General features: G+C 37.7%; 27 protein-coding genes. 15 read left to right on the top strand and 12 right to left on the bottom strand.

Features of this window, described 5'->3' with window-relative positions:
* Positions 1–87: 87 nt before the first annotated feature.
* Together FJR37_RS05810 and FJR37_RS05805 are read right to left on the bottom strand one after the other, a co-directional pair.
* Entirely contained in the window at positions 88–1491 is a 1404-nt protein-coding gene (locus FJR37_RS05810) for an MlaD family protein (RefSeq protein WP_039204542.1), read from the bottom strand.
* 46 nt (positions 1492–1537) lie between these two features.
* Positions 1538–2329: an ABC transporter ATP-binding protein gene (locus FJR37_RS05805; protein ID WP_168465539.1), complete on the bottom strand. Its 792-nt coding sequence runs from the start codon at positions 2327–2329 to the stop codon at positions 1538–1540.
* 79 nt (positions 2330–2408) lie between these two features.
* Between FJR37_RS05805 and FJR37_RS05800 the strand changes: the two genes are divergently transcribed.
* Positions 2409–2798: an MAPEG family protein gene (locus FJR37_RS05800; RefSeq protein WP_015083489.1), complete on the top strand. Its 390-nt coding sequence runs from the start codon at positions 2409–2411 to the stop codon at positions 2796–2798.
* Between the two features lie 95 nt (positions 2799–2893).
* On the opposite strand, the gene ald is transcribed toward FJR37_RS05800, so the two are convergent.
* Positions 2894–3985 (bottom strand): alanine dehydrogenase, encoded by a 1092-nt coding sequence (gene ald / locus FJR37_RS05795; protein WP_039204544.1) that lies wholly within the window; start codon positions 3983–3985, stop codon positions 2894–2896.
* A 250-nt stretch (positions 3986–4235) separates the two neighbouring features.
* On the opposite strand from ald, the gene FJR37_RS05790 reads away from it, so the two are divergent.
* The 4 genes from FJR37_RS05790 (at position 4236) to rdgB (ending at position 6514) form a co-directional block, all read left to right on the top strand.
* Entirely contained in the window at positions 4236–4406 is a 171-nt protein-coding gene (locus FJR37_RS05790) for a chlorophyll a/b-binding protein (RefSeq protein WP_039204547.1), read from the top strand.
* Positions 4407–4733: 327 nt separating this feature from the next.
* Positions 4734–5027 (top strand): hypothetical protein, encoded by a 294-nt coding sequence (locus tag FJR37_RS05785; protein ID WP_168465538.1) that lies wholly within the window; start codon positions 4734–4736, stop codon positions 5025–5027.
* A gap of 141 nt (positions 5028–5168) precedes the next feature.
* Positions 5169–5777 carry a Uma2 family endonuclease gene (locus FJR37_RS05780; protein ID WP_168465537.1) on the top strand — a complete coding sequence of 203 codons (609 nt, stop codon included), beginning with the start codon at positions 5169–5171 and terminating at the stop codon, positions 5775–5777.
* A gap of 158 nt (positions 5778–5935) precedes the next feature.
* Entirely contained in the window at positions 5936–6514 is a 579-nt protein-coding gene (gene rdgB / locus FJR37_RS05775; protein WP_039204551.1) for an RdgB/HAM1 family non-canonical purine NTP pyrophosphatase, read from the top strand.
* Positions 6515–6574: 60 nt separating this feature from the next.
* On the opposite strand, the gene FJR37_RS05770 is transcribed toward rdgB, so the two are convergent.
* The 4 genes from FJR37_RS05770 to FJR37_RS05755 all read right to left on the bottom strand — a co-directional run bounded on the left by FJR37_RS05770 (position 6575) and on the right by FJR37_RS05755 (position 8559).
* Positions 6575–6838, bottom strand: coding sequence for a UPF0175 family protein (locus FJR37_RS05770; RefSeq protein WP_039204552.1), 264 nt, complete (start codon positions 6836–6838; stop codon positions 6575–6577).
* A gap of 166 nt (positions 6839–7004) precedes the next feature.
* Positions 7005–7319, bottom strand: coding sequence for a type II toxin-antitoxin system HicB family antitoxin (locus FJR37_RS05765; protein ID WP_039204563.1), 315 nt, complete (start codon positions 7317–7319; stop codon positions 7005–7007).
* A gap of 23 nt (positions 7320–7342) precedes the next feature.
* Positions 7343–8104, bottom strand: coding sequence for a DUF1828 domain-containing protein (locus FJR37_RS05760; RefSeq protein WP_168465536.1), 762 nt, complete (start codon positions 8102–8104; stop codon positions 7343–7345).
* Entirely contained in the window at positions 8104–8559 is a 456-nt protein-coding gene (locus FJR37_RS05755) for a hypothetical protein (protein WP_168465535.1), read from the bottom strand. Before FJR37_RS05755 ends, FJR37_RS05760 begins: the two co-directional genes overlap by 1 nt.
* A gap of 150 nt (positions 8560–8709) precedes the next feature.
* Between FJR37_RS05755 and FJR37_RS26855 the strand changes: the two genes are divergently transcribed.
* Positions 8710–9711, top strand: coding sequence for a pentapeptide repeat-containing protein (locus FJR37_RS26855; protein ID WP_235335367.1), 1002 nt, complete (start codon positions 8710–8712; stop codon positions 9709–9711).
* Positions 9712–10207: 496 nt separating this feature from the next.
* Here FJR37_RS26855 and FJR37_RS05740 read toward each other — a convergent pair whose 3' ends face one another.
* From FJR37_RS05740 to FJR37_RS05730, 3 genes are all read right to left on the bottom strand, one after another.
* Positions 10208–10549 carry a XisI protein gene (locus tag FJR37_RS05740; RefSeq protein WP_039204559.1) on the bottom strand — a complete coding sequence of 114 codons (342 nt, stop codon included), beginning with the start codon at positions 10547–10549 and terminating at the stop codon, positions 10208–10210.
* A 15-nt stretch (positions 10550–10564) separates the two neighbouring features.
* Positions 10565–10774: a hypothetical protein gene (locus FJR37_RS05735; protein ID WP_016953185.1), complete on the bottom strand. Its 210-nt coding sequence runs from the start codon at positions 10772–10774 to the stop codon at positions 10565–10567.
* A gap of 287 nt (positions 10775–11061) precedes the next feature.
* Complete coding sequence (locus FJR37_RS05730) at positions 11062–11232, bottom strand: hypothetical protein (protein ID WP_254434520.1); 171 nt, start codon at positions 11230–11232, stop codon at positions 11062–11064.
* A gap of 304 nt (positions 11233–11536) precedes the next feature.
* Here FJR37_RS05730 and FJR37_RS27380 point away from each other — a divergent pair, with 304 nt between their 5' ends.
* The 8 genes from FJR37_RS27380 (at position 11537) to accD (ending at position 17418) form a co-directional block, all read left to right on the top strand.
* On the top strand, positions 11537–11662 hold the full coding sequence (locus tag FJR37_RS27380; protein WP_256366863.1) for a hypothetical protein: 126 nt from the start codon (positions 11537–11539) through the stop codon (positions 11660–11662).
* On the top strand, positions 11656–12843 hold the full coding sequence (locus tag FJR37_RS05725; RefSeq protein WP_168465534.1) for a M20 family metallopeptidase: 1188 nt from the start codon (positions 11656–11658) through the stop codon (positions 12841–12843). Before FJR37_RS27380 ends, FJR37_RS05725 begins: the two co-directional genes overlap by 7 nt.
* Positions 12844–12997: 154 nt before the next feature.
* On the top strand, positions 12998–13312 hold the full coding sequence (locus FJR37_RS05720; protein WP_052149829.1) for a hypothetical protein: 315 nt from the start codon (positions 12998–13000) through the stop codon (positions 13310–13312).
* A gap of 234 nt (positions 13313–13546) precedes the next feature.
* Complete coding sequence (locus FJR37_RS05715; RefSeq protein WP_039200930.1) at positions 13547–13771, top strand: DUF167 domain-containing protein; 225 nt, start codon at positions 13547–13549, stop codon at positions 13769–13771.
* Positions 13772–13926: 155 nt separating this feature from the next.
* Entirely contained in the window at positions 13927–15021 is a 1095-nt protein-coding gene (gene leuB / locus FJR37_RS05710; RefSeq protein WP_039200931.1) for a 3-isopropylmalate dehydrogenase, read from the top strand.
* An 85-nt stretch (positions 15022–15106) separates the two neighbouring features.
* Positions 15107–15367 carry a hypothetical protein gene (locus tag FJR37_RS05705; RefSeq protein ID WP_027402002.1) on the top strand — a complete coding sequence of 87 codons (261 nt, stop codon included), beginning with the start codon at positions 15107–15109 and terminating at the stop codon, positions 15365–15367.
* 26 nt (positions 15368–15393) lie between these two features.
* Positions 15394–16215 (top strand): A24 family peptidase, encoded by an 822-nt coding sequence (locus FJR37_RS05700; protein ID WP_039200932.1) that lies wholly within the window; start codon positions 15394–15396, stop codon positions 16213–16215.
* Positions 16216–16464: 249 nt separating this feature from the next.
* Positions 16465–17418 (top strand): acetyl-CoA carboxylase, carboxyltransferase subunit beta, encoded by a 954-nt coding sequence (gene accD, locus FJR37_RS05695; RefSeq protein WP_168465533.1) that lies wholly within the window; start codon positions 16465–16467, stop codon positions 17416–17418.
* A 176-nt stretch (positions 17419–17594) separates the two neighbouring features.
* Here accD and FJR37_RS05690 read toward each other — a convergent pair whose 3' ends face one another.
* Positions 17595–18968, bottom strand: coding sequence for an MFS transporter (locus tag FJR37_RS05690; protein ID WP_039202551.1), 1374 nt, complete (start codon positions 18966–18968; stop codon positions 17595–17597).
* 231 nt (positions 18969–19199) lie between these two features.
* Here FJR37_RS05690 and FJR37_RS05685 point away from each other — a divergent pair, with 231 nt between their 5' ends.
* Positions 19200–19454 carry a hypothetical protein gene (locus tag FJR37_RS05685; protein WP_174763395.1) on the top strand — a complete coding sequence of 85 codons (255 nt, stop codon included), beginning with the start codon at positions 19200–19202 and terminating at the stop codon, positions 19452–19454.
* 178 nt (positions 19455–19632) lie between these two features.
* Here FJR37_RS05685 and cysC read toward each other — a convergent pair whose 3' ends face one another.
* Positions 19633–20172: an adenylyl-sulfate kinase gene (gene cysC, locus FJR37_RS05680; protein WP_168465532.1), complete on the bottom strand. Its 540-nt coding sequence runs from the start codon at positions 20170–20172 to the stop codon at positions 19633–19635.
* Positions 20173–20266 lie beyond the last annotated feature (94 nt).

The following is a 20266-nucleotide window of genomic DNA, read 5'->3' as shown; positions in this document are numbered from 1 at the left end:
CAGTTGTCAGTTGTCGGTTGTGTTATTTTTCCCCCACTTCCCCTACTCCCCCCACTTCCCCCACTCCCCCCACTCCCCCCACTCCCCCTACTTCTCCTGTTCCCGATATTCTCTAAGTTTCTGGAGGAGTTGTTCTTGGGATAAATTGGGTGGTTCTGGGACTGGTGCGGGGGTTGTTTCCACTTTCTCTACTATTTTGGGTTGGGGATTTATCACTAATATTTGTTTTTGAGGAACAGGTGCGGTAATTACTACCTTTGATTGATTAGCATCAGCTTTGAGACCATCTAGAGTTACAGCTACCTTGGTTTTTTCCTGGATGTCTTTGCTAGAAGAAACTAATTTACTCAGACCATTTACCAATCGCAGCATATTTTGACGGAACTTAGGATCGCCTGTTAATTCATCTAAATCAGCGGTGATTTTTTGGGTATTTTCAAATGTTGCTCTCGCTGAATCTAAGGTTTGCTGCAATAAAACAATGTTTTTTGGATCATTTAAAGTTTTAGAGGCATCTTTTAAATTCACAGAAGCTTCGGCTGCATTTGCTGATAGGGTTTCTAAATTGGTTAATAATTGTCCTTGAGTTAAGCGATTAATGGCAGGTGATAAACTTGTAACTGTTTGACGAAGTTGATTACTGGTCTCCGTCATACTATTTAAAGTACCAACTAAAGAAGAACGATTGGTAGTGATGAGATTATCTAAATTTGTTAGTAAGCGATTTGCTTGTTTAGCTGTGATACTAAAATCCTTAGCTGTTGTCCCTAATTGATCTGCGGTTTTGGTAGCAGTTGTAGTTAATTGGGCTGTAGAGCGTTGTAATGTAGATGCCGTACCAGAAAATACACTTATTTGTCCTTTGAAGGTTTTGCTCAAATCCTGTAAATCCTTACTTAAATCGGCGATATTAGCAGCAGCATTAGCCGAGGTTTCTAAGGTGCGATTCACGTTTTTATAGAACTTTTCGTTACTATATTGAGCCGCAAAAATAGTTGATTGACGCATCAGTTCATCTACACTGATGCCAATTGTCCCTCTTAAGCGAGAACCATTACAAATAATCAAGCTAGAATTACAGTCTTTATCTAGAGGTTTGGCAGATAACTTCCCTGGTAAATATCCTTTGGGAGTAATTTCAATAATATTTTCGCTAATTAATCCACTTTGATTAGCTTCAATGAGGGAATTACTGGGAATTATTAAATCAGGGGAGTTAATTTGAATTTCCACATCAATGGCATTTGTTCCGGGTTGAACCTTGGTGATAGTTCCCACTTTCACACCCCGAAAACGGACTACTGAACCCTTTTGCATTCCCCCAGCATTGGCAAATTCGATAATTGCTCTGTAAGAAGTTTCTCCAGGGGTGATTCTATTTAACCACAGTAAAATTGTGCCAAATGCGCCTAACCCCACCAGAAGCAACAATCCTACAGAACCTTCTCTCATCATGCGTGCAGACGTGAAACTGCTAATTAGACCTCGCATTTATTCCTCCACTGATAGCGTTAAACTCAGCAACTTGATTTGGTACTTAACCAACTACTTGAATTGGTCCATGTACACTTCCACTCATAAATTGTCTAATTAGGGGATTTTCTGTATGATATAAGGCAACTACTGTACCTTGCCATTGCACTTTTCCTTGATAAAGAAATACTATTTGATCGGATGTCCGCCGAATAGTGCTTTCTTGGTGAGTCACAATGGAGTAAGTACTACAGACTCCTTGTGTATTTTGTAAGTCACGGATTAAGTCCTCAATTACCGTTGAGGCAATGGGATCTAATCCGGCTGTAGGTTCATCGTATAATAAAACCTCTGGACTATCTGTAGGACGTTGAGGATTTGACATAATAGCACGAGCAAAACTGACTCTTTTTCGCATTCCTCCAGAAAGTTCTGATGGGTAAAGGTGACTAATATCTGCTAGTCCTACCAATTCTAATTTTTGATTGACTAATTCCCGAATGTGCGATCGCTTGAGTCGAGAATGTTGATAAAGTAGAAATCCAATGTTTTCTTCGACTGTCAAGGAGTCAAATAGAGCCGCTTGCTGAAATACCATGCCAATTCCCACCGGATCAGCAGCATCTTCTATTAAACCCTCTCTGCGTACTCCTTGAATATAAATTTCTCCCTCATCAGGTTTTAATAATCCAGCTATAATCCTTAAAACCGTTGATTTACCAGTTCCCGAAGGGCCAATTATTCCTAGTGCTTGTCCTCGGTATATTTTTAAATCAACGTTATCTAAAACCTTGTTGTTACCAAAAGTTTTAGAAATACCTTTTAATTCAATTAATGGTTCTAATGTTTCTGTCATTGCTAGTTAGTAATTAAATTCTCATCTGTCACCTATAATATTTTGTAAATCACGTTATTTTCCCATTTTACTCAAGTTTATGTCTCCTTATCCTAGTTTAGTTACTGTTTCCGCACTTATACTATATTTTGTAGTGACAATTAATGTTGGTATAGCTAGAGCTAAATATCAAGTCCCTGTACCGCAGACTACAGGAAACCTCGATTTTGAAAGAGTGCTAAGGGTACAACAAAATACCTTGGAACAACTAGCTTTATTTATTCCGGCTTTATGGTTGTTTTCTATTTACGTTAGTCCTATTTGGGGTTCTGCTCTCGGTGCAGCTTGGATAGTAGGCAGAATTGCTTATGCTTGGGGATATTATCAAGCTGCTGAAAAACGCGGTCCTGGTTTTGCAATTAGTTCTCTCAGCGGTATCGTGCTAATTCTTGGTTCGCTGGTGGGGATTATTTTATCTATGGTGAAGTAGTTTTTGTTTCGCGCAAATACGCTAATGAGCAAAGACGCAAAGGAAGAGGGCGGAATTCTGTCCGCCCCTACTGGATCTATATGTTTAATTTTGTTTCACCCAACTAAATCGGGAAATACTTCTTGCACAGCAGGATGTACAAGACGGTGATTTTGGACATTTAAACCTTTTGCTAAGGCTGGGTTCATGTCTAAGGCTTTAAGTCCCAGATTTGCTAACTGGACAGCATAGGGTAGGGTACTGTTATTGAGGGCTTGCGTGGATGTCCAAGGCACTGCTCCTGGCATATTAGGAACACCATAATGTACGACTCCCTCATCAATGTATACTGGTTTAGTGTGGGATGTAGGATGTAATGTTTCTACACATCCACCTTGATCAACAGCAACATCTACAATCACTGAACCAGGGCGCATTTGTTTAACTAATTCACGAGATACTAAAATGGGGGCTTTTTTGCCAGGAATTAAGACTGCACCAATGAGTAAATCGGCATCTTTGACTGCGGCTTCAATATGGGCGGAGTTGCTGTAAAGTAGTTCTACTCTCGACCCAAACAAGGTTTCTAGGTAAGATAGACGTTCCACGTTGACATCTAAGATTTGCACCAATGCACCCATACCGACGGCGATTTTAGCGGCTTCTGTACCGACGACACCACCACCTAAAATTACGACTTTACCAGCTTTGACTCCGGGGATACCGCCTAAAAGTACGCCTCTGCCTCCTTGTTGACGTTCTAGGAATCTTGCGCCAAATTGGACGGCTAACCGACCGGCAACAATACTCATGGGTGTGAGTAGGGGGAGTTTATTTGCTCCTGGCTGTTCTACGGTTTCATAAGCGATCGCACAAGTGCCACAATCAATTAAATATTCTGTTAATTGGCGATTCGCCGCTAAATGTAAATAAGTAAATAACAACTGCTCTTTTTGCAAGAATTGATACTCGCTCACCAAAGGTTCTTTTACCTTAATAACTAACTCTCGATTCCAAGCAGCATCGGCAGTTTTGACAATTTCTGCCCCAGCATTGCGGTAGTCTTCATCAGTAAATCCCGCGCCAGTACCAGCTTCACTTTCTACAAAAATATTATTACCATTTTCCCGTAATACCCGAACACTGGAAGGACTTAAACCTACCCGAAATTCCTGATCTTTAGTTTCTTTGGGAACACCAATTTCCATTGATAGCCTCTTATATTTTATTGTTTCACTTTAGCGTGCCAGTACCTAGCTGATTATTTCCGTATTCAGTAATTCAAAATGCAAAATTTTTATTCTCCCTAACGCTACACCTTGACTAATCCGCCAGTTTTCTTACAATAGATAAAGAATAATTAAAAATTGTTAAGTACCGACGACCATCTTCAGCAATTTACTTGAAAAATCTCTGTAAATTTTTGTTTGCCAATTATCAAGAAAGGAATCACTGATTATGACACAACAACAACCAACCATCACCCCCAAATTAGAAGAACCTAAATTTGGCTTCAATGAATATGCTGAACGTTTAAATGGCAGAGCGGCAATGATCGGCTTTATTTTAATGGTAGTAATCGAATACGCTACTAATCAAGGTGTACTTGCATGGCTTGGTTTAAAGTAGACTTCTAATTTGGCGTTACTGATAGTATGAATTGGGTGTAAAGACGTTCTATGGAACGTCTCTACATTAGTTTTCGGTTTATTTTTGTCCTCACAGTCTGTCTCCCCAAATTAACTTACTGCCTCAGTCCTAGTACAATAGAAATAACTGTGATGATCCTCAAAGCAATCACTTCTGTGGGTGTTAATTACCGTACTCCCTTTTTTTTGCCAAAGGAAATTACAATTGTCCATGCTATTATTTGCCTTTGATGAAACAGACAAACTGTAGCTGGGATGTTCTGAGTAAATTTATACAAAAACTCTAATTGGAACTAAGTAAGCTGTGATGAATGCTGTATTACCTCGTTTTTTAAAGTCAGCCTACCGCAAAGAACCCATCATTAGTGCATTGATAACAGTGGGAATAATAGATGCTCTGATTGGTGGTTTGGATGATAGTTGGTCACTTTTCACCTTTGGTTTAGGAACGGCCGGAATAGCTCTCGTCTTTAAATTATGGCGAATGCAGCAGCGTCCGGCTTTACCAGAAGAACCTGTTGCTCAATATTATTTACCTCCTCAGTCTTCCGCTGACCCTTTACCTGTATTAAAGGTTTCCAAGAAGAAACCCCGTCAGTAGTAAAACCTTTGAATGTAATATAAATTAGGGCGCAGGCCCTGCGCCCCTACGGGTTTTGTAATGATTGGAAGTCTCTTAGTGATTATCAAACTATTCAAAATCAGGTAAAATTCAATTAGTAACTATTACTAAAATAGATCTATGAAATTACAAACTACTACCCAAGAAATCAAAGTAGTTACAGCTTACTATACACCAGAAGAATATTTAGAATTAGAAAAAAAAGCTGATTATAAAAATGAATATCGAGATGGGGAAATTATATCTATTACTGGTGGAACAACAAATCATAATAAACTCGCGTTAAATTTAGCAACTAGCTTGAATGTGGCGTTAAATGATTTAGGCTATGACATTTACATTGGTGATGTGAAATTGTGGATACCACGCTATCGAGAATTTATTTATCCTGATGTAATGGTAATTGAAGGTCAGCCTGTTTATTACAGTGCCAATACTACAATAGTTACTAATCCTGTGTTGATTGTGGAAGTTTTATCTAAATCAACAAAAGATTATGACCGTGGTGATAAGTTTCTTTATTATCGCTCAATTCCTGAGTTTAAAGAATATATTTTAATTGACCAAACTAAATATTATGTGATGCAATATGTGAAAACTTCGGAAAATCAATGGATTTTAACGGAGTATGAAACTGAAGATGCTATGATAAATTTGCCATCAATTAATGTAGAATTATCTTTAAAGCAATTATATAAAAAAGTGAATTTCTCGGAAAATTTAGCATAAATAATCTCAGAATTTGATATGGCGGTTCTTGGTTGAGTGAAATACAAGACCCCCACCCCCAACCCCCTCCCCGCAAGCGATGAGGGGGCTAAGATGTAGCTCATAAGCATAAGAGCGGAAACCGCTGTAATTACCTTTTTATTAACAACTAACAACTGATGACTAAATTACTCGTAGTAGCGACAGGAAACCCCGGAAAATTGAAGGAAATGCAGGCTTATTTAGCTGATTCTGGTTGGGAATTAGCTTTAAAACCGGAAGATTTGGATGTGGAAGAAACGGGAGAAACCTTTGCGGAAAATGCTTGTCTGAAAGCCTCAGAAATTGCTAAAGTTACGGGTAATTGGGCGATCGCTGATGATTCTGGTTTACAGGTAGATGCGCTCAATGGTGCGCCGGGTGTATATTCTGCGCGTTATGGAGACACGGATACAGAAAGGATTGAAAGGCTATTAAGAGAATTAAGTGATCAGGAACATCGCCAAGCTCAATTTGTGTGTGCGATCGCAGTTGCAAATCCTCAAGGAGAAATAGTAATTCAATCTGAGGGTATTTGTCACGGTGAAATTTTATTTGCACCTTCTGGAGATGGTGGTTTTGGTTATGATCCGGTTTTTTATGTACCAGAGAAACAATTGACTTTTGCTCAAATGACGACGGATTTAAAAAAATCAATTAGCCATCGTGGTAATGCTTTAAAAGCTTTAGTTCCCCAGTTAATAAAAGTTGTGAGTTGACAAATTGAGAATTTAACCCTCTGTCTCAACAATTGTTAGATAAATTAGGACAGTGATTTTTCAGACACGATTTAACTCTTCTTGTAAATCATCAAACTCTACAAAAAACACATCTATTTGCTGACGAGAAAGGGCTAAAATAAAATCACGGCGGTTTAAGCCTGCTATTTGTGCGGCTTTTTCTTGGGAGATTTCGTTTTTTTGATACCAAAATATAGCTGCTGCTAGGCGCATATCACGCACAAAATCATCTGGGGAAAGACGACGGGCTGAAAATACTGCTGGGGGTAAGTCTAGTACCGCAAGGCGGAAGTCAAAAGTCAAAAGTCAAAAGTCAAAATGAAGACAGTATAGGCCTTTGGAGGATTTAGAATGGTTGGTTTATTTACGCCGTTTTGTACTAGGTTTACTTTAGTCATAATAATATGGTTGATTGTGACAGATATATATTAATTTAATTTTGTTGTAAAAGTGTCTTGTTCATAGTTTCTTATAATTGTTGATCTATATTTTGGGCTAAACTCCCATTTTCTACCAAACCAATAAACTCAGCTAGTGGATCATTTATGATATCTTTTTCGCTGGGTAAAGGAATATTATCCCCCGCTTCATAAGCTGTTTCTATCCACAATTCCCGCGCTTCATTGATATTTGTTATTATCTCTTCTAGGGTTTCTCCTTGAGTTAAACATCCAGGTAAATCTTTTATTTCTGCTACATATCCACCTTGTTCTGCGTCAGGGTAAAGAGTGACGGGATATTGAAGGTTTAAATAGTATTCTAGGGATGGTTTTACAAATTTCATTAATATACTTATGAAAAATGATATTATATAAGGAGCATTTCTTGAAATTCAGCTTTGCGGGACCAGTATGCTACATTAGACACTTGTTCTAGAAGAGTAATATTTTCAAGTTTCCAAATGTCTATGGTATCGTCAAATAATGAAATAAATTTGTAATTTCTTTCTTGAAGGTAGCTAAGGTCTGACCAAACAGTAAAAACATTGTCAGCCCTACTATTACCTGCTGCCACACTTGCTGTACTTAGTACATCAATTAATGATGTTTGTTGGCGATATTCGGTGCAAAAATCTACTTTTCGAGAACGTCCAGAACGCCCTGCAAATTTCTTATTTTGCTCAAAAGGTATTTGTTTCTCTGTTAAAAATTCTGCTACTTCTTCTATAATTGACTCAAAAGCTCTAGTTCTAAATGTAAACCAAATATCAGAAACTCTAAATGCTGCTTGCGATAAAGTTGTGACAGCAGAAGCTAAGTTTTCATTTTCTTGTATTCTAATTATTAACATTCCTTTATATCTTTCAACACCATGAGTTAATAGTGTATCTTGAATTAGAGTTTCTTGCTTTTCTGACCTTTTCTCAGATATAGTTTGCATCCGTAGCCAGCGTAAAGTTTCACCTAAATCTGTTAAGATATATTGTCCCTCTTTTTCCTTTAGATATATATCAATAACGTCACCATCAGGATAAAGTAATGGGGTACGTATACGGATATAGTCGTTGACCGTTGAACAGGTAAACAACTCTCCAATCGTTCTGGCAATTTCTTGGCAAGGGGTTAACATTAGAGGAATAAATCTAACTGTAATGGCGGTGGATCTTGCATAATTCCATTATGCTTTATTTTCGACTCTAGACAAAACTGTTGCCATACTTTGACTGGATCGGTGACAGGAGCAGTTATATCCTCTGGAACATAAGCTTCTTTATCTCGATACGGCTCTCTCCAGCGATGCTTGTGTTTTTCTCCTACTAGGTTTCCATCAGGATTTTTATGATCTTGTCCCAAATCCAAAGCATATATTCTACCAGCAGCGCGATGGATGAGTGCGTAGGTGAGTTTTTCTGTTAGGGGGTTATAACTACCTTTGACGAAAATGGGATAGTCAGGATTTGAGGTAAGTTCAACACGAAATTCTACAGCAGGAGAATGGTCTTCATCTTCAATCCATAAAATATTACCATCAATTTGTTTTGTCGTATCATTTATAAATTCCTCAAATTCTGCTTGAGTTAACATCAGTAGCCAAAAAACACAACATAAATTATTGTGTCATAGAAAACATTTGAAAAATCTGGTTAATGCTAAATGCGATCGCTATTTTGATTAAACTTAATGAAATTAGGTTAAAATCCGAATATTGGCAATTTTAGGTATAAAAACTAGATTATGGCAAATCCAGAGCATTTAGCAATACTGAGGCAAGGAGTAGAGGTTTGGAATAATTGGAGAGATGAAAATTCAGATATAATACCTGATCTGAGTAGGTCTAATCTGAGTGATGCTGAACTGAGTGGGGCTAACCTGACTGGAACTTACCTGAATGGGGCTGACCTGAGTAAAGCTAACCTAATTTGCGCTGGTCTGTTTGAGGCTAACCTAATTGAGATTGACTTGAATGGGGCTGACCTGCGTTGGGCTGACTTGAGTTGGGCTGACCTAAGTAGGGCTAATTTAACCACATCGCAAGTAGTTGGTACAAATTTTCACAATGCAACCTTAACAGGTTCTTGTATAAAAGATTGGCAGATTAATATTAAAACAAACTTGGATAAAGTAATTTGTGAATATGTATATCTCGATCTCACAATTCAAGATTATTATCTTGATTTTAACAACACAGAAAGACGACCTATTAACGGTAACTTTGCACCTGGAGAATTTGCCAGTTTATATAAAAAAATTATAGAAAACACAAATTTAATTATAAGCAAAACTCTTGAAAATGATAATACTGTTAATAAAACAGAAAAAAATATTGATGTAGATAATACTTCTAATAACCAAGGTGTTCAATTTTATTCAAACTCAATAATTCACACTTGGGAAAATCTACGTTTCCGCTCAAAAACAGAAATCAAAATTGCTGAAGCATTAGACAGAACTGGAGTTTTATTTGTACCCAACTCCTTAGCACGACTCAACACAGCCAAAGGTAGAGAAAATAAAGAAGCTGATTTTCTCATTTGTTATAACGGTAAATGGGGAGTTTTAGAAGTTGATGGACCCTTTCACACCGCAGAACGCAGAGTTGAAGAACAAGAAAGAGAACGCATTTTCAAGAAAAACGGTATCAAAGTTGTAGAAAGATTTGATGCCCAAAGATGTTATAACAATCCAGATGAAGTAGTGCAGGAATTTTTCAAAATGATAGAAATTGGATATTCTTAAAATAAAGCATAAAGAAGATAAAGAATATCCCCGACTTCTTTTTTAATCTTGTCAATAAAATGTAAATTGATCTAAGAAGTCGGGGATCTGGTATCTTGTGGTAAAATACTAATTTATTGACAGTATTCTCAATAAGCTTGATTTGAGATTTAGCATAGAGGTGCGATGGCTACGCCGCGCCGAAGGCATCGCCCTAGTAAGAATTGCGTGTCATTGTCTGAAAGCCTTGTTATCATTGGGTTATGGATAATTCCGAAAATTCAAAAAACACCTGCGGAATGTGGGCAGTATTTATAACTTAAACTTATTTAGGGTTTGCTGAATACAGCAATTCTCGTTCTCATGAAATAGAATGGAGGGCGCAGGCCCTGCGCCCCTACGGGTTTGGCGATAAAAAACTGTACCTCATAACATCAGGAAGTGCTGTAAGTACCCAAAGCAAACCTAGATGCCACACAGTGTGAAAAATGATGGTTTGGGAGATTGGTTTCTAAATTCACTCTGTAAAAACTCTTTTACTGGGATGATGGAAACCCAAAACAATATCATTTTGCGGTATTCCTGCTGATAGTAAATCATCCACTACACATAAATCTGTTGCATCTTCTTCTACCCAAACTTTGCCATTTTTAATGGTAAGATAAATGATGATATGCTGTATTTGCTTTTTGTCATCCCAACCAAAACGAAACCAAATATATTGATATCTGGTTTCATCAATAGCTAAACGTTCACTAACTTCAAATTCACATTTTTTTGAAATTTGAGTATTAGTCATTTCGTAATATTCAGTCAATATTTTTTTGATAATATTCCGGTATTGTGCTAATTTATCCATTGCTTGTTGATATAATTAATCTTGCCAATTTTGTTTTGCCCTAGCAAAAATTTCCTCAATACTTTGATCTTGATATATTGTTTTTGAGATTTCTACATAATCAGTAGGGGTTTTATGTAGCAACGTTAAGAAACGCATAGCTGCTGCTGAACCAAGAGATTCATATAGTGCTTTGATACCTTTGATTTTAATTTCTGTATCATCCATGATATTATTGATTTCCATAGTTTTCGTTATTCCTAATATAATCATAAATGGGATAATTTGTGTAATTTCATAGATGATACTCCTGGTATTTGATAATTTGGTAATTGGTTAATTTTCGGTTTGTTTCATAACCCGTCTGGGAATGAATTCCCAGTCTAATAGCCCAAGTCCGTTAAACCGGACTAAAAAATTCTTCCATTCAGTCGGTTTCAACCGACTTTAGCTTTCAGACAGGGAATTTATTCCCTGGATTTAAAATGGATTTAAAATGGATTTAAATACCTTAAAAATATCAACTGTACAAGTTAAATTACTACCATTTTTTTAATATCTAATTTAGATGCGGTAAGTTTTTTAAGTTGTTTTAAAATCCGAATTGGTTGATTTGAGTGATTAGAATCTTTGACTTTATAGGTAATACCAAAACCCGTATGATTAGATGAAATTTCGGTAATTTGATAACGATCTCTTAGCAAAGTGCCTATTCGTAAGATATTATTTATAAACTATCTAAATTTAGTTCAAATTAGTAAATTATGGTAATGGTTAATATAATATAATGAAAATATATTCATAAAGAGTCATGTATTAAATGGAAATCCTCCCAAAGTTAATGCGGCAATTCAATTAATTAGAGAAAGTCATCACCCCACCCATTGTTGTATATTGGGGAAGGAGCGATCGCAGCTAATACCCACAATGTGTTTGCAAGAGTTAAGATACATAGTACAATCTAGTGTTAATGTCAAGACTTTGATCTTAAAGAGAGGTAATTTGGTTGTGTTCTTTGATGCTGAAAAATTAGCAGGTAAGCCGATAAAATTAGTCAGAATGCTGGTAGCAGCTAAAGCTGTCAAAATTCTAGATTTAAATAAGGTGAATGAATTAAAATTATTCCTATGCTAAACCGAATCAAAGACTTAACAACAAACATATCATCCCGCTTAGTTGAAATCCGTCGCCATATTCACGCGCATCCAGAACTTAGTGGCGAAGAATATCAAACTGCTGCCTTTGTTGCAGGTGTGTTATCCGCTAATGGCTTGCACGTAGAAGAAGGTATAGGTAAAACAGGTGTCATTGGTGAATTACAAGGAACTCAATCTAGTGATAGAATCTTAGCAATTCGCACTGATATGGATGCTTTGCCCATTCAAGAACGCACAAGCTTAGAATATGCCTCTCGGATTGAAGGAGTCATGCACGCTTGTGGACATGATATTCATACTACGGTAGGTTTGGGGACAGCGATGGTACTTTCCCAAATTGCCTCAGAATTGGGTGGAAAGGTGCGGTTTTTATTTCAACCCGCTGAGGAAATTGCCCAGGGTGCAAATTGGATGGTAAGAGATGGAGTGATGAATAATGTCGCGGCTATTTTAGGGTTGCACGTTTTTCCTTCCATTCCTGCGGGTTCAGTGGGTATTCGCTACGGTGCATTAACAGCCGCAGCAGACAATTTAGAAATTATTATTATTGGTGAATCTGGACATGGTGCGCGTCCCCATGAAGCCATAGATGCAATCTGGATTGCAGCGCAAGTGATTACATCATTGCAACAAGCTATTAGCCGTACTCAAAATCCTTTGCGTCCTGTAGTGTTGAGTATTGGACAAATTAATGGGGGAAGAGCGCCAAATGTGATTGCTGATAAAGTACAATTATTGGGAACAGTGCGATCGCTTCACCCAGAAACCCGCGACAAACTACCACAGTGGATTGAAAATATAGTTGCTAATGTTTGTAATTCTTACAATGCAAAATATCAAGTTAACTATCATCGAGGTGTACCCAGTGTCCAAAATGATAATGCCCTAACACAATTATTACAATCATCAGCGGAAGAAGCTTGGACTAATAATTGTGTACGAATTTTACCAGAACCATCTTTAGGTGCAGAAGATTTTTCTGTTTATTTAGAACACGCCCCTGGTTCAATGTTTCGTTTAGGTGTAGGCTATGAAGAGAGAATAATTAACCATCCGTTGCATCATCCTCAATTTGAAGTTGATGAATCTGCTATTATTACTGGAGTAGTCACATTAGCTTATGCAGCTTATAAATATTGGCTAAATTCAGAACTATGATTTGCGTGATTTATTTAATTTCGATGATTAATTAGTCGGAACTATGATTTCTAGTATTCATTTAATTTTCATGATTAATTAGTCAAACAAATCAAAAAAATCACAGTTGAAAATTCGCTCTTTCAATAAATTCAAGAAAATTACACTGTCAATCATGCCACCAATCGAAACTATAGATTCAAACTCATCAGAACAAACCACTAATAATTGGTATTTAGTAAGTGTCCGTTCTAAAAAAAGAGAAGTATTTTTGAAATATCTGAATTTAGCTATTAGCCAAAATCAATTACAGGATTTAGTGACAGAAATAAAAAGTCCCCAAGATGCAGTTTATCAAGATATTGTTTTATTGAAAATCAGTAATTTCAAAACTGCTTGTATACAACTTAAAAAAATTGAATGTTTCCAAAATATCGAACGGAAACCTTTAGCATTACCACAAGTGAATAGAATGTTGGGTATTGGGTAAATTTGGCTATAAATAGCTAATTACCTATTCATAAAAAATACTCCACAACCGTCAACCAACGAAATTAATTATCATTTCCACACTCATCGTTGTTGTGATAGTTTCTTTCTTTAAATATTATCCAGGAATAGGACATGAATGGTTAAATAATTATGGTGCAGTGGGATTTTCTTCATTATCTTTTAGATCCTATTTTGGGTTAGTTGTGGTTAGAAAAACTCTGGAGAATAAATCATGCAAAAAAGAGTCAAAGTTAAACCAAACTCCAAACAGCAAAAGATTGAAGAATCAGCAGATGGTAGTTTAACTGTACATTTAAAATCACCACCTGTAGATGGTAAAGCTAATGAAGAGTTAATTAAACTATTAGCCAAAAATTTTGATGTTTCTAAATCCTCGATCATAATTAAATCTGGGACAACATCTCGACAAAAGTTAATTGAAATTGATGGGATTTAGGGACTGGGGACTGGGGATTGGGGAATGGGAACTGGGTAATAATTTTTATAATTACCAATCATCAACAAAATTGCCCAAAAAATTAAACACGCCATTTGGCACAATTGCTAGGTATGATATTTTATCTACAAACATTTACCCAGCAAAACCTGACTATGACTCAAAACTACCGCATTACCTTACTTCCTGGCGATGGCATTGGTCCTGAAATTATGTCCGTAGCGGTGGACGTGCTAAAAGTCGTAGGGAACCGATTTGATCTTAGCTTTGAATTTTCTACAGCCTTAATTGGTGGCGCTGCTATTGACGCAACCGGCGAACCTCTACCTGCTGTCACCTTAGATATGTGCCGCAATAGTGATTCCGTCCTCCTGGCTGCTATTGGTGGTTATAAATGGGATTCTCTACCCTCGAATTTACGCCCAGAAGCAGGTTTGTTAGGGTTGCGGGCTGGGTTAGAACTATTTGCTAATTTACGTCCTGCAAAAATTCTTCCCCAATTAATTGACGCTTCTACCTTGAAACGGGAAGTTGTGGAAGGTGTAGATATTATGGTGGTGCGGGAACTCACAGGCGGAATTTATTTTGGTAAACCCAAAGGTATTTTTACTACCGAAACCGGAGAAAAACGCGGTGTAAATACGATGGTTTACACAGAATCGGAAATTGAACGGATTGGGTGCGTAGCCTTTGAAACAGCGCGGAAGCGGGGTGGTAAACTCTGTTCTGTAGATAAAGCCAATGTGTTAGAAGTATCTCAATTGTGGCGCGATCGCATCACTCAACTTTCCTTAGAGTATACTGATGTGGAATTATCTCATTTATATGTGGATAACGCTGCCATGCAATTAGTTCGCGCCCCCAAACAATTTGATACAATTGTCACAGGCAACCTATTTGGTGACATTCTCTCCGATGCGGCGGCGATGTTAACTGGTAGTATAGGAATGTTACCTTCTGCCAGTTTGGGTGCTGATGGTCCTGGTGTCTATGAACCAGTTCACGGTTCAGCCCCAGATATTGCCGGACTTGATAAAGCCAACCCTCTAGCACAGGTTTTAAGTGCCGCCATGATGTTGCGTTATGCTTTCAACCAACCAGAAGCAGCAGACTTAATTGAAAATAGTGTGTTACAAGTTTTACAACAAGGTTATCGCACAGGAGATATTATGTCCCCAGGAATGAAACTAGTCGGTTGTCAAGCTATGGGTGAAGCACTCATGGAAATTCTCGAATTAAAATCACGTTAAAGGATAAATCTGGAAATTTCAGCATCTATTGTGAAAATTTTCAGATAAACTAAGAGCAAATCTATAACTTACATAAAAGCAAATAGTGTACGCTTTACAACAAGAACAAGCAAACTTTACCTCACCAAAAAAGCACCCGTCTTTGATTGATCCTACTGTAATTAGAGCCGCTAGTCACATTTACTATACCTACTGTGAAGTCCATCCAGAAATAGTAGGAAAAGCTACAGGGGTAGCAATTAGTCGGGTAACTCATCGGGGTAAGGTGATTTTTACTCATTACCCAGTGCTGTTACCACAGGAATGCTTTGTCCCGTTAAATCAAATTGAGTCCTATATGTATTAGTCAACTGGCAACTGACAAATAACAATATGGACATTTTGATTTATATTCCAGCAAGTATCATTGTTTTTGTCTTGGGGACATCTCTCGGTAGTTTTATTAATGTTGTAGTTTATCGGCTACCGACTGGGTTATCAGTGCTGTGGCCACCTTCTCGCTGTCCCAAGTGCTTAAATAGGTTAAAAGCCTATGATAATATCCCAGTTTTTGGTTGGTTGTGGTTAAAAGGGCGGTGTCGTTATTGCCAAACTCAGATTTCTCGCCGTTATCCATTAATAGAGGCGTTAACAGGGATAATATTTTTAATAGTATTTTGGGTTTTTCAATTTTCAATTTTTACCCTGGGATATTGGGCTTTTTGTAGTTGGTTATTGGCTCTATCTCTTATAGATTTAGATACAATGACCCTACCCAACCCGTTGACTAAATCGGGTTTAATTTTAGGAATAGTCTTTCAAATATCTGTTGGTTGGCTATCAGAACCGACTGCGGTGGGCTTATCAAAACGCTTAATAACCGGAATAGCCGGTGCCGTTCTGGGTTTATGGTTGTTTGATGCGATCGCCCTTTTAGGTTCTATGGCTTTTGGCAAAACGGTCATGGGTGCAGGTGACGCTAAATTAGCTGCTATGATGGGAGCATGGTTAGGATGGCGTTATTTACTCATAGCGGGGTTTATTTCCTGCATTTTGGGAGTATTCATCGGTGGGGGCGCAATTATCCTCTCCCGTCACCAAATGGGACAAAAAATGCCTTTTGGACCCTTCCTCGCGTTAGGTGCGGTAATCACTGTTTTTTGTGGTGAAACTATTTTGTCCAACTATCTGAGATTATTTTTGCCTGGATATTAAGATCATTTTTTAAATCTTTTTTTCATGCTTATGGTTTTATCAACCCAAGCCTGTATCCATACTGACTGTAGCTGCTATTACCCCATTGAGATTTGAGATGTTGGTAATATGTCTAAACTATGATTTTTATGATTTTTATGATTAACTAATCATCCAAATCAAAACAGTCACACAAATCATAGTTAAGACATTTAATCAGCCAAATCATAGTTCTGATTTTGACCTAATACCTAATTACATAAAATAAAAATGGCAAACAACGAAGAATCACGCGGTTTAAAGTCTCTATTTGATTGGTTCGCAAATCGGCGTAAATCGGGAAGCACCAATTCAGAACGCCAAGAACGGGAAATTGCCGATGGTTTATGGCATAAATGCCCTAAGTGTGGTGTTCTGAGCTATACAAAAGATTTAAGAGCTAATCAAATGGTTTGCGTTGATTGTGGTCATCATAATCGAGTTGATAGTGATGAACGGATTCGCCAATTAATTGATGCTAATACTTGGAAACCATTAGATGAGCATTTATATCCTACTGATCCCTTACAATTCCGCGATCGCAAACTCTATAGCGATCGCTTACGAGAAACACAAGAAAAACTAGGACTTGTAGATGCTGTCAAAACTGGATTAGGTCAAATTAACACCTTACCCATAGCATTAGGAGTCATGGACTTCCGGTTCATGGGTGGAAGCATGGGTTCTGTCGTCGGTGAAAAACTCACCCGCATGATTGAACAAGCCACCCAACGCCGTTATCCTGTAGTCATCATTTGCACATCAGGCGGTGCGAGAATGCAGGAAGGAATGCTGTCTTTAATGCAAATGGCAAAAATATCCGCCGCCCTCCAACGTCACCGAGACTCCAAACTATTATATATTCCCATTTTAACCAACCCCACTACCGGAGGTGTTACCGCCAGTTTCGCCATGTTAGGTGATCTCATCATCGCCGAACCTAAAGCAACAATTGGTTTTGCTGGTAGACGGGTAATTGAACAAACCCTCAGAGAAAAACTACCAGAAGATTTCCAAACCGCCGAAGACTTACTTAAACACGGGTTTGTTGATGATATCGTCCCCCGGACACAATTAAAAAATACCTTGGCACAACTAATTGCCCTCCATCAACCACTCCCCACAACAGCACCAAATATGGTTTTGTGGGAAACAATGAAATTGAGTTCCGCTACTGTTGAGTAGGGGAGTAGGGGGAGTAGGGGGAGTAGGGGGAGTAGGGGGAGTAGGGGAGTAGGGGGGTAGGGGAGTGGGGGAGTGGGGGAGTGGGGGGAGTAGGGGGAGTGGGGGAAGTAAGGGGAGTAGGAGGAGTAGGAGAGAAATTTCATTCTTCATTCTTCATTCTTCATTCTTCAGAACTCCTACTTTCCCGGTTCTTGGACGAAAATCAGGGGAAGTAGCCCTAATAGTCGGCACAGGCTAGAAAGGGCAAATAAGCCTAATAAACCGCCAAAATTAGGACTTTGGGCAATAAAACCACCGATTGTTGTTCCTAAAGCTCCACTTACCCCCCCTACAGCCGCAACAATGGCAAAATAGATAGATTTATTCTTCGCAGGAGCAATTCCCAGATACATATTAGTGCTACATAAATCAACACCTGCCCAAGTGATGCCAGTAAAAATATGTAAAAGCGGCAACCATAGCCAAAAATCAAGTTGATGATTACCAATTCCTAACCATAATAATGGTGTAATTGCGACTAAAAAGCCAACACAGATGAGAATGGGACGATTACCAATTCTATCAGCTAATTTCCCCCATAAAATCAACACTAACAGATTTGCCCCAGTCTGAAGACTGCTATAAATAGTTACTAAAGTAACATCTAAATCTAAAGTATCTAATAAATAGAAGTTGAAAAAAGGTGCGCTCAAATGCACAGCCAACATCCAAATACTGAAATAAAGTAGAAATAGTAAGAATTTAGAGTTCTTCCCAATAATACTAGTCCAATTAGTTTTTTCTTGGCAAATATCTTCAGGAGGACTTTCACAACCATTTAAACTATACTGATTTTGTAATTGTGGATTGACATCTACTTGGAAATACTGGCAAAACAAACTAATAATTCCGCAAATAGTCCCTAAAGATAGAACTAATCCATAACCTTGGATAGTTCCACCATACCAATGTGATATTACTAATCCCGCTAAAGGAATACATATTAAATTCGTCAGATGACAAGCACTATTCCGAATCCCAAAATATCTCCCTCGTAACCTGCGGGGAATAATAATTGCTAACCAACTTAGCCAAGATGCACTTCCTAATCCTCCTAAAAGATGACTAAAAAGAACAATTAACAGTGTTAATATTACCAATTGTTGGGAATTTAGGACACTGGAATTATTAGCGAAAATACCAATTACCAGAATTAGCCATAATAAACGAGAAGTTCCAAAGGTTAAGAGAGAATACTTGAATCTACTGGTAGTCTGTTCGGAAATGTAAGCACCCACAGGTTGAACAAAATTTACCAGCATGGGAATTGAGGATAGCATTCCAAATATCACTGGAGTAGCATCCAACTCGACTAACAAATTACTGACTAAAATTCCCCCCGTACTCAAAGAAAAAATAGATGCAAAAATAGCATCTGCCGTAGAAGCTTGTAAACTGGTACGAATATCGTTTTTAGTAAATTGCTTAGGAAACTGTTTAATTAGTGAAGAGTCAAGATTGGAAGTTTGAATATCCAGTGGTTCAACTATGTCAACTGGAAGAGAATTCATATTATCATGTCAATTGATGACAAATTAGAGAGTGGATATAATTACTGATAAATTGCTATCTTTTGCTTTTGTATTTTTCAACAAAAAGTTTGTTGTTTCAATATCAGTTTGCAGACTCACAGTTTATAAAACACCTCAGAAAATGTCATCAGTATTGCATAATTAGGAGATTAGTCGAGTTTTTGCAATTAATAATTGAGGAAAAGATCCAATTCTCCCTTATTTCTCCCCATGAAAATTATTGTTTATATTTATACTGATCCACTCCTAGATACTGTTCCCAGCCCAGATGATTGGGGTTGGGAAGTAGATAAAATTTATGAAGATTTAGGAAAACGCACCCAATTACAACAATTATTAATTGATTGTCAAACCGAAACTGTAAATTATCTACTGCTGCGCCGATTAGAAGAATTAGGTGAGAGTTTATCCCAAGTGAGCGATCACCGCGATCGCCTCAACCAACTATACTCAACTCCACTCTGAACTACTGCAATTATGAATTAAGCTAATACGCAGCTAAATTTGATTTAGTGAAGTGAGAAAATTAAACCATCAAACTCTTATCTGTTCCCGTTCGGCAGTTTGAGAGGCTCACTGACCACTAACGCTCACAGCGAAGCCTGTTCCCTTGTCTCAAGCAACAATTTAAATCCGTGACAGCTTACGCATCTGTAAGGTAATTTTGTTCTGTGAGAAAACCAATTACCTTAGCTATACTTTCCTCGATGGTTTCGACTGACGTATAACAAACAATATCAGGATTCATTGGTTCTTCATAAGGATCATCAATGCCAGTAAAGCCTTTGATCTCTCCACTTCTAGCTTTTAAATACAGACCCTTCACATCTCTTGCTTCACAAACCTCTAAAGAGGCATTCACGTATACTTCTATAAAGTTTGTAGTTATTTTACGCAGTTTATTTCTCACATCTCGATAGGGACTAATTAAAGAAACAATTACTCCTACTTGATTTCGGCTCAGTAGATTTGCAACAAAGCCAACACGATAAACATTAGTATCGCGGTCTTCTTTGCTAAAGCTCAGACCTTGGGAAAGATTTGTTCTGACTATATCTCCATCTAGAACTTCTACTGAAATTCCGCGTTCCTTGAGTACACTCTCTATGCCGTGAGAAAGTGTACTTTTACCTGCACCGCTGAGTCCTGTCAGCCACAGTATAAAACCCCGTTTTTTTTCCATAAGAGTACCTGGTATGTTTGCTTGCTTAGGTTATACTACGGACGTGATTTTGTCAAAATATCTAAAGAATTGTATTTTTTAAATTTTTTTAGCA

Source organism: Aphanizomenon sp. UHCC 0183 (assembly GCF_009712065.1).
GTDB lineage: Bacteria > Cyanobacteriota > Cyanobacteriia > Cyanobacteriales > Nostocaceae > Dolichospermum > Dolichospermum heterosporum.
Note: the sequence above shows the minus strand (reverse complement) of the source record. Positions and strands in the feature narration are given on the sequence as shown.

Bases quoted from the DNA above. Each gene is read 5' to 3' on its own strand.
- FJR37_RS05810 (WP_039204542.1), bottom strand. From the start codon at position 1,491: ATGCGAGGTCTAATTAGCAGTTTCACGTCTGCACGCATGATGAGAGAA.
- FJR37_RS05805 (WP_168465539.1), bottom strand. From the start codon at position 2,329: ATGACAGAAACATTAGAACCATTAATTGAATTAAAAGGTATTTCTAAA.
- FJR37_RS05800 (WP_015083489.1), top strand. From the start codon at position 2,409: ATGTCTCCTTATCCTAGTTTAGTTACTGTTTCCGCACTTATACTATAT.
- ald (WP_039204544.1), bottom strand. From the start codon at position 3,985: ATGGAAATTGGTGTTCCCAAAGAAACTAAAGATCAGGAATTTCGGGTA.
- FJR37_RS05790 (WP_039204547.1), top strand. From the start codon at position 4,236: ATGACACAACAACAACCAACCATCACCCCCAAATTAGAAGAACCTAAA.
- FJR37_RS05785 (WP_168465538.1), top strand. From the start codon at position 4,734: ATGAATGCTGTATTACCTCGTTTTTTAAAGTCAGCCTACCGCAAAGAA.
- FJR37_RS05780 (WP_168465537.1), top strand. From the start codon at position 5,169: ATGAAATTACAAACTACTACCCAAGAAATCAAAGTAGTTACAGCTTAC.
- rdgB (WP_039204551.1), top strand. From the start codon at position 5,936: ATGACTAAATTACTCGTAGTAGCGACAGGAAACCCCGGAAAATTGAAG.
- FJR37_RS05765 (WP_039204563.1), bottom strand. From the start codon at position 7,319: ATGAAATTTGTAAAACCATCCCTAGAATACTATTTAAACCTTCAATAT.
- FJR37_RS05760 (WP_168465536.1), bottom strand. From the start codon at position 8,104: ATGTTAACCCCTTGCCAAGAAATTGCCAGAACGATTGGAGAGTTGTTT.
- FJR37_RS05755 (WP_168465535.1), bottom strand. From the start codon at position 8,559: ATGTTAACTCAAGCAGAATTTGAGGAATTTATAAATGATACGACAAAA.
- FJR37_RS26855 (WP_235335367.1), top strand. From the start codon at position 8,710: ATGGCAAATCCAGAGCATTTAGCAATACTGAGGCAAGGAGTAGAGGTT.
- FJR37_RS05740 (WP_039204559.1), bottom strand. From the start codon at position 10,549: ATGGATAAATTAGCACAATACCGGAATATTATCAAAAAAATATTGACT.
- FJR37_RS05735 (WP_016953185.1), bottom strand. From the start codon at position 10,774: ATGGAAATCAATAATATCATGGATGATACAGAAATTAAAATCAAAGGT.
- FJR37_RS05725 (WP_168465534.1), top strand. From the start codon at position 11,656: ATGCTAAACCGAATCAAAGACTTAACAACAAACATATCATCCCGCTTA.
- FJR37_RS05720 (WP_052149829.1), top strand. From the start codon at position 12,998: ATGCCACCAATCGAAACTATAGATTCAAACTCATCAGAACAAACCACT.
- FJR37_RS05715 (WP_039200930.1), top strand. From the start codon at position 13,547: ATGCAAAAAAGAGTCAAAGTTAAACCAAACTCCAAACAGCAAAAGATT.
- leuB (WP_039200931.1), top strand. From the start codon at position 13,927: ATGACTCAAAACTACCGCATTACCTTACTTCCTGGCGATGGCATTGGT.
- FJR37_RS05700 (WP_039200932.1), top strand. From the start codon at position 15,394: ATGGACATTTTGATTTATATTCCAGCAAGTATCATTGTTTTTGTCTTG.
- accD (WP_168465533.1), top strand. From the start codon at position 16,465: ATGGCAAACAACGAAGAATCACGCGGTTTAAAGTCTCTATTTGATTGG.
- FJR37_RS05690 (WP_039202551.1), bottom strand. From the start codon at position 18,968: ATGAATTCTCTTCCAGTTGACATAGTTGAACCACTGGATATTCAAACT.
- FJR37_RS05685 (WP_174763395.1), top strand. From the start codon at position 19,200: ATGAAAATTATTGTTTATATTTATACTGATCCACTCCTAGATACTGTT.
- cysC (WP_168465532.1), bottom strand. From the start codon at position 20,172: ATGGAAAAAAAACGGGGTTTTATACTGTGGCTGACAGGACTCAGCGGT.